The 13,885-nt window shown below is 62.1% G+C and carries 9 protein-coding genes; 3 read left to right on the top strand and 6 right to left on the bottom strand.

Going from position 1 to position 13,885, the window contains the following annotated elements:
* Positions 1-22: 22 nt before the first annotated feature.
* Entirely contained in the window at positions 23-634 is a 612-nt protein-coding gene (locus PCA10_RS14115) for a cysteine hydrolase family protein (RefSeq protein WP_016492775.1), read from the top strand.
* Positions 635-734: 100 nt separating this feature from the next.
* Here the strand turns inward: PCA10_RS14115 and PCA10_RS14110 are convergent, their stop codons facing one another.
* From PCA10_RS14110 to PCA10_RS14085, 6 genes are all read right to left on the bottom strand, one after another.
* On the bottom strand, positions 735-2,276 hold the full coding sequence (locus PCA10_RS14110) for an AMP-binding protein (RefSeq protein ID WP_016492774.1): 1,542 nt from the start codon (positions 2,274-2,276) through the stop codon (positions 735-737).
* A gap of 5 nt (positions 2,277-2,281) precedes the next feature.
* Positions 2,282-3,076: an SDR family oxidoreductase gene (locus PCA10_RS14105; protein ID WP_016492773.1), complete on the bottom strand. Its 795-nt coding sequence runs from the start codon at positions 3,074-3,076 to the stop codon at positions 2,282-2,284.
* 105 nt (positions 3,077-3,181) lie between these two features.
* Positions 3,182-5,686 carry an efflux RND transporter permease subunit gene (locus PCA10_RS14100; RefSeq protein ID WP_016492772.1) on the bottom strand — a complete coding sequence of 835 codons (2,505 nt, stop codon included), beginning with the start codon at positions 5,684-5,686 and terminating at the stop codon, positions 3,182-3,184.
* A gap of 35 nt (positions 5,687-5,721) precedes the next feature.
* Positions 5,722-6,786: a WD40/YVTN/BNR-like repeat-containing protein gene (locus PCA10_RS14095; RefSeq protein WP_016492771.1), complete on the bottom strand. Its 1,065-nt coding sequence runs from the start codon at positions 6,784-6,786 to the stop codon at positions 5,722-5,724.
* A gap of 104 nt (positions 6,787-6,890) precedes the next feature.
* Positions 6,891-8,270, bottom strand: a complete 1,380-nt coding sequence (locus tag PCA10_RS14090) for a DUF1329 domain-containing protein (RefSeq protein WP_016492770.1) — start codon at positions 8,268-8,270, stop codon at positions 6,891-6,893.
* Between the two features lie 39 nt (positions 8,271-8,309).
* A complete protein-coding gene (locus PCA10_RS14085; protein WP_231866632.1) occupies positions 8,310-10,034 on the bottom strand; it encodes a DUF1302 domain-containing protein in 1,725 nt (574 codons plus the stop codon).
* A 600-nt stretch (positions 10,035-10,634) separates the two neighbouring features.
* Here PCA10_RS14085 and PCA10_RS14080 point away from each other — a divergent pair.
* Positions 10,635-12,647, top strand: a complete 2,013-nt coding sequence (locus PCA10_RS14080) for an oxidoreductase (RefSeq protein WP_016492768.1) — start codon at positions 10,635-10,637, stop codon at positions 12,645-12,647.
* Between the two features lie 33 nt (positions 12,648-12,680).
* Positions 12,681-13,883, top strand: coding sequence for an acyl-CoA dehydrogenase family protein (locus tag PCA10_RS14075; protein WP_016492767.1), 1,203 nt, complete (start codon positions 12,681-12,683; stop codon positions 13,881-13,883).
* Positions 13,884-13,885: the final 2 nt, after the last annotated feature.

Here is a 13,885-nt window from a genome sequence, read left to right as displayed (position 1 = left end):
ACACGTAGATACTGGAGGTTCCATGCTCAGAGGGTTGGATAAAGGGCAGCGCGCTGCACTGCTAATCAGCGAATGCCAGCAAGGGGTAATCGACCCTGCTCTGTCGCCGTTCCAGAGCCTGGCCGAACAAGCCGCGACGCGAAACATCGTGCCGTGCATCGCCCGCCTGGCACAGTGCTTTAGAGATGCAGAACTGCCGGTTATTCATTTACACGTAGTGCATCGACCAGGTTACCCAGACCTGCCCCGCACCAGCGCGATCATCGTCCGCTCAGTCAAGGACCAGCGAATGATCGCGGGCAGCCAAGACGTGCTGGCGGTGGACGAACTGCAGCCCCACCCGACGGATATCGTTCACGCTCGCAGTTTTGCCCTGGTGGCTTTCCACGGCACCGAACTGGACGCCATGTTGCGCCACATGGGCGTGCAGACGTTGGTAGCGGTCGGAGTGTCCACCAATGTGGCGATTTCCGGGCTATCTCTCTGCGGCTCGGACCTCGGCTACCAGGTGGTGGTCCCCGAAGACTGCATCGCCGGCGCCTCGGCAGAGAGCCACGAATTCATCCTGCGCAACCTCCTGCCCCTGTACAGCACTGTGTGCGACAGCGATGCGGTGGTACAGGCGATAAGCTGAGGACCTGCTCTCAGCGCTCTGCGTGGGGGCGAGTTCATTCGCGGATGAACTGGCCCCCCATTTACCGGACGACCATTGGGCTTCCACTGCCCCTGATGCTTCAGCTGGCGAAGCGCTCCCTGAGGACATGCTTGAGTATCTTGTTCAGGGTCTCGTTGCGCGGCAGGCGCTCCACCAGTTCCAACTGCTCTGGGATCTTCTGCACCATGATCCCGCTGGCCCAGAAGTAGGCGACCATTTCCTCGAACGCCAGCGGCGGCTGACCCTCGGCAGGCTCGACTACCGCGCAGACCCGCTCTCCCCGCTCGGCGTCAGGTAGGCCTATAACGGCCACTGCGCGCACCTTGGGATGGCCGTAGAGGATATCCTCAAGCTCCCGCGCGGAGATGTTCTCGCCCTTGCGGATGATGACGTCCTTGAGGCGTCCGGTGAGCGTCAACCGGCCATCGGTGCGTAGCAGGCCGAGGTCGCCGGTGCGGAAAAAGCCATCAGCATCGAATGCATCCGCTTCCAATGCCTTATCCGTATAACCCTTGAACACGCCACGACCGCGTACTCGTATTTCGCCGGTCTCTCCCGCGGCGGCAAGACTGCCGTCCGGGCGCACGATGCGCAGCTCTATGTCTTCGACGGGCAGACCTTCGGAGAAGGCCAACTGATCGTCTCCATGGCCGGGGGAACCGGCGCAGATCAGCGGCACCTCGGTCATGCCGTAGTTGTGGGTGAGCACGCAGCCCAGTTCGGCCTTCACCTGGTAGTAGAGCTCCGGCGGCTTGGGCGCGCCGCCGCCACAGAGCAGGCGCAACGATGGTATTAGTGGCTCGCCCGGTTGGCGGCGCTGCTCCGCTAGCAAGGCTTCGTAGTGGGCAGTGCTGCCGCCTGTTGTGGTGACGCCGAACTGGCAGAAAATGGCCGCCGCCTCTCCTGCCTGGAACCTGTCCAGCAGCACGGCGCTCATGCCGCTGGAAAGCAACATGGCGGTATACATGGCGCCGCCTATATGGGCGTAGGGGAACGCCACGGTACCCACATCGGCGGATCCGACGCCCATGGCCCGCGCCAGGTTACGTCCACCGATCATCAGCGTCTGGTCGCTGTGGCAGGCTCCCTTGGGTTCCGAAGTGGTACCCGAGGTGTAGTAGACCCAGCGCACGGCCTCGCCGTCTTCCGGGGCCGGCGGAAGGTCGGCGGCCTTGCCCTGGGGCAGGTCTCCGGACATGACGATGACCTGAGGGGGATGCTCCAGGCTGTCGCGAATGCGTTCGGCCATTGCCGGAAAGTCCCGCTCGGCTGCACCTGGGACCAATAGGAAGTCTGAGCGGTTGCGCTCCACGATGCAGCGCACTTCACGCTCGCCATAGAGCGAAATGATCGGGTTCTGCACGGCCCCCAGTCGCGCCAGCGCAAGGGCGGTCATCACCGCAGTTATCCCGGTGGGCAACTGCCAGGTTACCACCGAGCCAGGTCCGATACCGCGCTGCTGAAAGCCGGCAGCCAAGCGCGCCGAAATATCCAGGGCTTGAGAAAAGCTCAGGTGTAGTCGGCGACGTCCGTCGATCAGCATGTTGGCCTGGGGCGTAAGCACCACTCGGCGCTGCAGCAGTGCCCAGAGCGTTGGTGCTTCCAGGATTCGATGTTCCATGATGTTTACCAGGCTGCGCGATGGGCGCCGCCATCCACCGGGATCAGACAGCCGGTGAGGTAACCACCCAGCTCCGAGCAGAGATAGGTCGCCAGGGACGCGATCTCCTCCGGCCGGCCCATTCGTTGTATCGGCACACCACGAGACAGGCGTTGGAGGAGGTCGTCCGGCGCCATGCCCTTGGCCGCGGCCATCTTGCCCACCTGATCGCGCATGTGCTCGGTGGCAATCCAGCCGGTGGCGAGGGTATTGACGGTTATGCCGAAAGCAGCGAACTCGTCGGCCAGTTGCTTGTTCAGGGTCACCACACCGGCGCGCGCGGTGTTGGCCGCCATCAAGCGCAGCCCAGGCGCAGGTTCCTTGGCAGCGGCCGTGCCTATGGTAAGCAGGCGCCCCCAGCGCTGTTCCCGCATATGCGGCAAGGTTGCCCGAGCCAAATGCACCACACTCATCACCAGGCCCTGGAAGGACTCGATGAAGACGTCGGCGCTGTCCTCCAGGAAGTCCCCGGGATCTCCGCCGTGGACGTTGGTTATGACGATATCCGGTGCACCGAAGGCCTCACGAGCAAGGGCCACGGCACGCTGGACGTCGGCCTCGCGGGTCAGGTCAGCGCTGACCCCCTCGGCTGTTCCGCCAGCGGCGCGTATGGCGGCGACCGTCTCCGTGATCGCTTCGCTGCCGCGAGCGACTACCACGACCCGACAACCTTCGGCGGCGAGCATCTCGCTGCAGGCGCGACCTATACCCTTGCTGCCGCCCGAGACCAGGGCCACGCGTCCATCCAATCCAAGTTTCATGGTTCGCTTTCCAAGCATCATTGCGGTTTCAGGCGCGCGGGAGCAGGCCGGATGGCCTGTTACCAGAGCCCCGCCCTACCCTGCTCCGACGCCGGGACTCCTCTGTCAGACCGTGGCCCGGTAGTGTCGGGCGCGATGATCTTCGTCAAGCTCTTCCGCTTCCGGCTCAATGGTATTGGGCTGTCCGCTTCCAGAAGTTGTGGTCTGGGCCAGCTCGCCACTGGAGGAAGACGGGAGGAGGAAATAGGACAGCGCCGGGATCAAAATCAGCGCCCCCAGCATGTTCCAGAGGAACATGAAGCTGAGCAGAATGCCCATGTCAGCCTGGAACTTGATCGGCGACCAGATCCACGGCAGTACGCCGGCCGCCATGGTCAGGCCAACCAGCCCGACGATGCGCCCGACGAAGTCGAGGGAGCCTTCATAGGACTTGGCCAGTGTCATGCCCTGGCGCTGCATGCCGAGCTGCACGCTCAGCAGGTAGAGGGCGTAGTCGACCCCCACGCCGACGCCCACGGCGATTACCGGCAAGGTGGCCACCTTGATGCCAATGTTGAGCATCACCATCAGGGCCTCGCAGAGTATCGAGGTGATGATCAGCGGGATCAGCGCCACCACCACCGCGCGCCAGCTGCGGAAGGTGATGAAGCAAAGCAGCGCAACCGCACCGTAGAGCACGAGGTGCAGCGTCCAGAAGCTGCGCTTGACCACGATGTTGGTGGTGGCCTCGATCCCGGCGCTACCGGCCGCCAGCACGAACTCGCGACCTGCGGTGTTGAATTCGGCTGCATGCTTCTCCACCTCCTGCACTACGCGGTCCAGCGTGGCCGCCTTGTGGTCGGACAGGTACGCGACAATAGGCGTGATGGCACAACTGCGGTCGGCCAGTTCGGGCCGGTCCGTAGAAAACATGTTGAAAGCCTGGGTGCGGTTGCTGTCGTTGCGTGGGATGGTCATCCACTTTGGGTTGCCTTCGAACGTACCGGACGTGGCCAAGCGTATTCCGTCAGCCGGCGAAAAGGTGGTCTGCACGCCAGGCAGCTCACGCAGGCGCGCGCTCAGGCGATCGGCTTCGACCAGCGAGGCAAACTGGGTGCACTCCCCCAGTGGGGTCTTCAACATCACCACGAACTGGTCGGTGGACAGGCCGTAGTTCTGGCTGACGAACGCCACGTCACGGTTATAGCGAGATTCTGGGCGCAGTTCCGGCGCGCCGGGGTTTAGGTCGCCGAACTTGACATGCTGGCTGATCGAAATGCCGATGGCGGTCAGCACCACCGCGACGCACACGGCCACAGTGGCGCGTCGGCGCTCGGTTAGCCGAATTAACCAGGCGCGTATGGCCTGCATCGGGCTGCGACCGGCGTCCAGCTGCGCCGCCGACTGCACGCTACGTTTGGCAGCAGCAGGGCTGACACCGAAGTAGGACAGCAGCACCGGAATCAGGAACAACTTAGTGAAGATCAGAATGGCCACGCCCAGGCTGGTGGTCAGCGCCATGTCGCGGATCACCGGAATGTCGATGATGACCAGCACGGCGAAGCCGACAATATTCACCAGCAATGCTGTCAGTCCGGCCATGAACAGGCGACGGAAGGTGTAGCGAGCGGCGACGTACTTGTGGGTGCCACGACCAACATCCTGCATGATGCCATTCATCTTTTGCGCGCCATGGGACAGGCCGATGGCAAAGATCAGGAAGGGCACCAGGATCGAATAAGGGTCGAGTACGTAACCCAGTACGCTGAGCAAGCCTAATAACCAGACCACACCCAGCATCGCGCAGAACACCAGCAGCAGCGTACTGCGAAGGCAGCGGGTGTAGGCCAGCACCAGGGCGCTGGCGATCAGCACCGAGTAGGCGAAGTAAGTCATGACGTCGTAGAGGCCGTCGATCAGATCGCCAACCAGCTTGGCAAAACCAATGATGTGGATCTTGATCTTGTCGTTCTCGAGCGAACGTACCTGGGTTTCCAGCTGCCGAGAGAACTCCGCGTAGTCCAACGCCTTGCCGGTCTCGGGATTGATGTCCAGCAGCGGCACGAAAATCATCGAGGAACGCAGGTTGTTGGCCACGTAGCTACCGACGATACCGGCGCGGGTGATGTTTTCCCGTAGGCGCTCCATCGCTGCCGGACTACCATCCCAGCGATCCGGGATGATCGGGCCGCCGCGATAACCTTCTTCAGTCACTTCAGTCCAGCGCAGGCTGCTGGTCCAGAGCCCTCGCATCCAGCCCTGGTCTACGCCGGGCATCAGGAATACGGCGTCGTTCACTTTCTGTAGGGCCAGCAGGTAGTCCTTGTCGAAGATATCGCCTTGGGTATTTTCCACCACGATGCGAGTGGAATTGCCCATGCCGCGCAGCGCCTCACGGTGCTTGAAGTAGTTCTGAATGTAGGGGTGGGACTGCGGAATCATCTTCTCGAAGCTGGTGTTGACCGGCAGCTTGAGTGCGCTCCAGCCGAAGAACAGGGTCAGCAACGCACAGAGCAGGATGACCATGCCGCGATGGTTGAACACCATACGCTCCAGCCAGTTCCCACTTGCCCTGTCGAACTGCCGCAGATCCGAGATGACAGGCATGTCGAGTGCGTTTGAAAAAGCCATATTCGCCTCTTGTTGTTCTTTATTTCGACTGACGTCTAACGCAGGCTTACCTGGCGCGCACCAGAGTATCCAACTGTGGTCACTTTGCCGCCCGGCAATAGAGCCAGGCTGGAGAACCGCCCCGGTCGGCTGGTCGCAACGACCTGGAAGCCCTCAAGCTTCGCGTCGCTAATGATTACCCGGCCATCAACGCTGGCCATCAGGAAGCGCCCGTCCGGCAACGCCTGGACATCGCTCAGCGCCACCTTCACACCGGTCTCCATGGACGACCAGGAGACGCCCTGGTCCAGCGATTTGTACGCAGTACCGCGCAGGCCTGCGGCTACCACTGCACCGGGTGTGACCTCGATACCGAAGAAACTGCCGGTATACCCGGTTTCCACCAGGTCGAAACGGCCGCTGTCCTTGTTGAGACGGAAGACAATGCCGCGCTCAGAAGCGATGAACACCTGCTCACCGGAACCGGCTATCGCCAGGTAATGAAGGAACTCTGGGTTATCCACCCGCTCCATCCAGGACACCCAGGTCTTGCCGCCGTCCTCCGTAGCCAGCAGGGTGCCGAAGGTACCGGCAACAAAGCCACGCTGATCATCGGCAAACCAGACGTCCATCAACGCCTGCTCCGGGCCGTCCTTGTAGTTCAATTTCACACCGTCGAGGTAGGCCTGGGCTGTCTGGTCCCCGCCTTCCGCCAGTTTGGTGAAATGCTCCACCAGTTGCTTGGCTGCTTGGCGACCATCGTACTGCTTGACCCAGCTATGACCCTGATCGGCGCTATGCAGCACCACGCCTTCGTGACCCACCGCCCATCCCTGTTGCGGCGTTGGGAAGTGCACTCCCAGCAAGTCGGAAGACACCGGCGAGTCGACCTGGCGCCAGGTCGCCCCAGCGTCATCGGAGACCATGATCAGGCCTCTGGCCCCTACCGCCACCAGGCGTTCCCCTGCCGCAGCCACCGCATTGAGATGGGCTCCAGCCAGATTGCTTACTGCAGACGCCGGACGATCCAGTGGATCGAGGAAGTCGCCCGCCTGACCCGCAAAGGCCGGCAGGCAGCTCACCAGGAGGAACATCAGGAACAGATTACGTACAGCAGCCATTTCATCCTCACAGCAGCGCCGGACCGTTGTGCATTCAATCCCTGAACAGTCAGGAAAAAAAGGGGGATTTCTCCCCCTAACGCTCAAACTTTGCAGCGGGATGCTCAGCGCACCCCACCACCGGCCAGTGCCCCCGAAGTGAAGAAGCTCACCGGGTAAGGTTTGACCTCGAAGAAGCCGGTCATCTTCGGTGCGCCCATCAGGGAGCCGTTGCCGTATACGCCTTTGGTCATGTCGTAAAGCACGTACTGGCCGTTACGGTAGGCGGGCTTCTCGTACTGCTGGATGGACGGTTGGTACATCAGGTGATGGACCTTGCCGGCCTGATCCAGCGAGTGGTACACGAGGATGCTCCAGCTGTCTTCGTCCAGCAGGAAACGCTTGACCTTCTGTACATGGCGCTCGCCCGACTTCAGGGTCGCTTCCACCACCCACACCCGGTGCAGCTCCCAACGCAGTACATCCGGATTCAGGTGCTTGGGCGTGTTGGCTACCTTCGGATCGACGCTCCAGGCCTTGTACGTGTTGTAAGGCACGAGCATTTCCTTGCGACCGACCAGCTTGAAGTCGAACTTGTCCATCTTGCCGTCGAAGCCGTTGATCTCATCGAACAACAGGATGCCGCCGCTGGAGGTACTGACGGTGTCGTACTTGAACTCCGGCGCCAGACGTACGCGGCGCTGGCCAGGCACATACGACCAGGCCATGGCGTCACGTTCGTGGACATTCAGGAAGTTGAAGCGCATCTGCTTGACGCCGGCGGAAGCCGACGGCTCGCTGGTGGATGCGATCAGCGCCCAGTACGGCTGGTTGTCCGGCACCTTCTCCAGGCTGTTGTCCCAGTAGAGGTTGCGGTTCTCGATCTTCTGGGTACTGGTCAGGCTCACGCCGCCGGAACTGTCGATCAGGTAGGCTGCCTGAGTTCCCTCGGAGAACGGCAGCTCGTACTTGACGTTGGCGTTCCACATGGCCTCGTAGCCATCTTTTGGAATCGGGAACGGAATCTGCGCATGAGCGCCTTCCAGACCGGGAGCATCACCCACGAGCTTGGGATTCTTCACGCGCTTGATGGTGTTGTCGTATACCCATTGCGGATAGCAGGCAGTCCGGTGGGTCGGATACACATCAACGCGGAAGCTGTCCGGGTAACGCTTGAACAGCTCCAAGGTACCCTCGTCCAGCTTGTCCTTGTACTGCGCCAGGTTGGCCGCGGTGACGCTGTAGAGCGGCTTCTCGCTGGCGAAGGGGTCGACATAGGGTGAGCCGCCCTTGGCGCCCATGATCGGCTTGTAATCGGCCGGTGCCGAGCACAGGCCGCCATCCCAGGCGGGGATGGTGCCGTCGGCATTTCCCGCTTTGATCGCACCCAAGGGTGTCAGGGTACTGCCGAGCTGACTGATCTCTTCATCCGTCGGGGCTGCAAAGGCCTGACTGGCGAGCAACACGCCAGCGGTACCGACCATCAACATTTTCTTGTAGTTCATTGACTATTCCCTCACATCGGGCAGGAAAAGGGGAACGGACTAGAAAGTCGCCTTGTAGGTGAAGGACAACCAGCCATGGTCGTTCTGCACGGCGGAGCCGTTGGTGTAGTCGGTCGTCACGTAGTTACGTGCCGGATTGACGTCGTAGTCGGCATAGGAATCGATCCACTTCAGGGTGAAGTTGTGCACCTGGCGGTACTTGCCACTGATGCCGATCGAATAGTTGTATGCGCCTTCGCTGGTACCGCCCAGGGTCGGACTATTGCCATCCAGGCCATAGGCGACGCTGACCGGCATCGACACATCCCAACCCGGGAACAATTGCGGCCACTCGGGAGTGAAGCCGACCTGCATGCCCCAGGAATCCTTGGTGGCACAGTTCTCGGTAAAGGCGGTGACGCACGCGTGGGCACGATCGTTGAAGCGCGCCTCGTTCTCGGTGATCTTGTCCAGGCGGTTGTATGTCAGTTCGCCCTGCAACGTACCACCTTCCCAGAGCGGGGTCTTGGGCAGCAGGTAGATGCCGTTGATCAGCGCATGCCAGGTATTGCCCCGGGCACCCTCGGCCTCATCGTACGTGGCCTGGGCGTTGTTGCCCGGCAGGACGGTGAAGCCAGCAACCGAGTTCAGTGCGGTGTCCTTGCGATAGGAGAGCTCACCCGCGACGCTCACGGTGCCGACGTTCTTGGTCAGGCTAAGGCCATACAGCTCGGTATCCCGGGCGTAGTTCAGGCGAATTGCGTTAGGCAGGGGCCGGAATACACCAGGCGCGACCTGGACCACACCGAGCTGGGTAAAGCTCCAGGGCAGCTTTTCATCGAACTTGCGGTAGTAGAGACCCGCAGTGCCTTCCAGCCAGTAGGGGCTCCAGCGCAGATTCACGCCGAAATCGCCTCTATCGTCAGGCTCCAGGTCGTCGCCGTTAGGAATACGGAAGACCGCGGCCGCCGACCCCAGGTCGGAGCGCGCACCGTCGGACCCAGCGAAGTAGGTGCCGCCCGGTACCAGGCGGAAGGGTTTCCATTCGAACAGATACTGCGCTGACAGCGCGAGCTCGTCGGTCAACTGCAAAGTAGTGGAAATCTGGTCGAGCGGCAGGAACAGCTCCTTGGCCTCCGAACCCGGACTGGTGGCTGCCTTGATCGTATCCACCGGTCCCTGGGAGTAAGCGATGCTGTTGCCGATGGAGAATAGTGACTCGCCCCAGTAGACGTTGTGCTGACCAGCCTTGACGTTGACACCTACGTTGCCCAGCTGGAAGCCGGTGAAGACGAACGCATCGAGAAACTCCCCGGACGGGCCAGAAATGTAGCGGTCCACGTAAGAGTTGTATCGATTGTTGTTGTAGTTACCACTCCCCACCAGAGCAGGGTTCGGCTCGGGATTGCCTTGGTAGGCATCGTCATACCAACCTGCCGCGCTGACACGGAAGCCGTGCTTCTGCTGCCAGACCACATCGAGCTCGGTCAACAGGTCCAGGCGATTGGTCACCAGATCTCCGCGATCGAACTTGTTCTCCGTGTCATCGAAGAAGGGCGAACGATTGAAGTCATCGTTCTGCCCTTCCATCCGCCAACCGGCGTTGTAGCGAATGGTGTTGTCCCAACGGACTTCGAGATCCGGGTTACCGGTATCGATGGGCATTGCCTGCACGCAGGTGGACCCCGCCGCACCAAGGATCAGCGCGATCGAGCAGGACAGTTTGGAAGGGCTTGGACGGCCGGAAACACCACTGCAAGCACTTCTTGTTTTTGTTCTTTTCACTTGGCTGCTTCTCCGATTCAGATCGGTTTTTATTGTCGGTCCCGCACGCCGAGGCGGTCGGAACATCGGCAAGGAGAGGAGTCGACCGGTCCACGATGAAAGCCCTATCGACCGGAACTCCTGGGCCATAAGCTAACACACAGTCAGCTTTGCGCAACCCCTATGCCCAGAAAAAATGGCCACCCCAACGGTTTCCGTTTCCAATCAGTAACTTAACCTTCCCGATGCCGTGCCGACAGCGCAATAGTCCTACCCGCCAGAGTGCAAAAAAAATTGTCGGCGCAAATACGTAACAGCCACACAGGTGGCGTGCTAGAGCGTCCTGATTGAGTTACCGGGACAAACCTGGAGCCGCCTCTCGGGCGACGAGCGGCGTCCGCCAACCCGCCCATACTCCGCACCACCAATCAGGCGCAACGCCAGCCGTGCCGTCATCCAAGCAACTTCGCCCAGCCTCCTGATTCCCATGCGTATCCCCTAGCGTAACCGCTATAACTGATATATCGTCAGCTCTACATTTTCAAAAGATGCGCCCCGACGACGGCAGGCCAGATCTGTCCCAGGGCCGAAGGCCACGAGCGGCTCAACAAGGAGGCAACAATGCCCGACGCTCCCTACCCCAACCTGTTCCAGGACCTGGTCCTGCGCAACCTGCGAATTCCCAACCGCACCGTGATGGCTCCCATGTCCACCAACCTGGGCAGCCACGAGGGTTTCGTAACCCCCGAGCAGATCGCCTTCTACCGCGAGCGTGCGGCCGGTGGCACGGGAATGATCATCGTCGAATTCTGCTGCGTGGAAGGTGCGACCGGGCGTTCCGAGCATCGCCAACTAACCTTGGAATCCCCTGCTCAGGTAGCCGGACACCAGCGCCTCGTGGAAGCCATAACCTCGGCCGGCGCCGTTGCCTGCCTGCAGCTGCAGCACGGCGGTCGTGGCGCCAAACGCGACCTGCTGAGCGATGGCATGCCCATTGCGCCCAGTGATGTCGCTACGCGCTCCGGTCGACTGATGGCGCGCGCCATGGACGATGCCGAGATCGAGCGTCTGATCGAGGCCTTCGGCCGTGCGGCCGAACTTGGCGTGCAGGCGGGATACCAGGCCGTTGAGCTGCATGGCGCCCATGGATACCTGCTCACGTCCTTCCTTTCGCCCTACTCCAACCAACGTACGGACCGCTGGGGCGGGGACGAGGAACGCCGACTCAACTTCCCGAGGCGGGTGATCCAGAGGGTGCGCCAGAGCATCGGTGACCGGCCGCTGATATTCCGCCTATCCGCCGACGAGTTCACCCCAGAGGGCCTTTCCATCGAGGACATGGAGCGCATCGCCCCCAAACTGGAAGCGGCCGGGGTGGATGCCTTGCACGTTTCCATCGGGCTAGGCTGGACCAGCTTCGACAAGGTGGTGGAACCCATGTCCACCCCCGAGGGCTGGCGCCTGCCCTACTCCCGGCGTATTCGTGCCGTCACTGGCATACCGGTGATCAGCGTCGGCCAGATCCGTTGGCCGGAAACCGCCGAGCGCGCCATTCGCGACGGCGACGCTGACATGATCGCCCTCGGCCGGCCGTTGCTGGCCGACCCGGAGTGGGCGAACAAGGCCCGCCGCGGCGAACGGGACTGCATCCGCCCCTGCACCTCCTGCAACTACTGCGTCGCCGTCAGCTCGGCTGCCGATGGCGCCATCGGTTGCGCCGAAAACCCACGCACCGGCCATGAGCTGGACAGCCTCCCGGACGCCGGGAGCCGGCGGGGACAGCGTGCCGTAGTGATCGGCGGCGGCCCCGGCGGCATGGCCGCGGCGCTGATGCTGCAGCAGGCCGGCTTTACCACCGAGCTGCACGAATCCCGTTCGATACTGGGCGGCGGCCTGATTGCGTCGGCCGCCCCACCCTTCAAGGACAAGCTCACCTGGTACCTGGACTACTTGCACCGCCAGCTCGAAAAAAGTGCGGTAGAGGTACACCTGGACAGCCGGGTAGACCTGGCCGGTCTCATCCAGGGCGAAGCTCCGGCCATTGTCATGCTCGCCACCGGTGGCCAGCCCATTCGCATGCCAATAGCAGGGGTGGATGGCCCGGCCGTGCGCGACGCCTACGACCTGTTGATGGGTGACAGTCCGCGCCTACCGGTCGAGATCGGTGAATGGCCGGTGCTGGTTTACGGCGGTGGCGAGACTGGCTGTGAAACCGCCGAACTGCTCAGCGAGCAAGGCCATGAAGTCGTACTGGTAAGCCGTTCCCCGGTCGAGCAACTGGCTCGCTCCGCGGAAATGATCTACCGGGGCGTACTCAAGCGCCGTTTACTGGAAAACCCGCGTATCCACATACAGGACAACGCCAGCATCGAGCGTATCGACCACGACGGCCGCGTGCTGCTGCGTCACCAGGACGGCGGTAGCAGTGAGCTGCAAACCAGCGCCGTGCTCATCGCCCAGGGCCGCCGCCCGGACGAAAGTCTGCTGCGCAGTCTGCTGGAAGCCAACCTGCCGGTAACCGTAATCGGCGACGCACGCCGCGGCGGACGCATCGGTGACGCCGTGCACGATGCTTACCGCGCGGTTCATAGCCTCTGCTCCAGTGCGGCTCCACTGCGCCCACTGGCCTGCTGATCAAGAACGGGAAACCTGTCGAAGGAAACAGCCATGCAACTTAATCTCACCCCGGAAGACGAAGCCTTCCGTGACGAAGTCCGCGACTTCCTCAAGGCCAACCTGCCCGGCGACGTGATCCGTCGCAGCCGCACCGGTATGCATCCGCCGAATGAGGACGACCGCCGCTGGTGGAACCGGATCCTGCACGACAAGGGCTGGGCCGCGCCCCACTGGCCGGAGGAGTACGGTGGCACTGGCTGGTCGCACCTGCGGACTCACATCTTCGAATACGAATCCTGGCTGGCGGGTGCTCCCGAGCTGCGCTGGCAAGGTCTGCGCCTGCTCGGCCCGGTGCTCTACACCTTCGGCTCCCCTGAGCAGAAGGCCCGCTATCTGCCTGCGATACTGAAGGGGGAGGAAATGTGGGCTCAGGGCTTCTCCGAGCCCGGCGCCGGGTCTGACCTGGCGTCCTTGAAGACCAGCGCGATTCTGGACGGCGACCACTACATCATCAATGGACAGAAGCTCTGGACCACCGAGGGCCAGTACTGCGAACAAGGCTTCTTCCTGGTCCGCACCGAAAATAGCGACCGTCCGCAGAAAGGCATCTCGATGATCATCATCGACATGCGCACGCCGGGTGTGACCGTGCGGCAAATACCCATGATCAACGGCGAGGGCTCCACCTGCGAGGTATTCCTCGACAATGTCCGGGTGCCGCGCGAGAACCTGATCGGCCAGCCGGGCAGCGCCTGGACTCAGGCCAAGTTCCTGCTTTCCAACGAGCGTACCTCCAGTGCAGATCTCTACAAGGCCCGGGGCGACCTGGAACGCATTCGCACCATTGCCAGCCAGGAACTCAAGGACGGCCGGCCACTGCTGGAAGATTCGAACTTCGCCCGTCGCTTCGGCACCCTGCGACTGGAGGTGGAAGCACTGGAGTGGTCAGTGTTGCGGGTGATGCACGAAGCCCCCAGCCGTCACCCCATCGCCGCTTGCGCCTCGGTGCTCAAGGTACGCGGCTCCAGCCTGCAACAGAAACTTACCGAGATGATGGTGGAGGCCCTGGGTCAGCGCAGCCTGCGCCAGTACCGCCGCGACGAAGCCTATGCGGAGCCCACCGGCAACCCGCTATGGCCGGCCTATACCCCGGGGGTAACCACCGACCTCATGTACCTACGGGCCTGCACCATCTATGGCGGTGCTATGGAAGTCCAGAAAAACATTATCGCCAAGCTGGCGTTCGGATTCTGACC

Origin of the sequence: Pseudomonas resinovorans NBRC 106553, assembly GCF_000412695.1 — a bacterium.
Taxonomy (GTDB): domain Bacteria; phylum Pseudomonadota; class Gammaproteobacteria; order Pseudomonadales; family Pseudomonadaceae; genus Metapseudomonas; species Metapseudomonas resinovorans_A.
The sequence above is the reverse complement of the archived record's forward strand: the minus strand, read 5'-3'. Positions and strand labels throughout refer to the sequence as shown.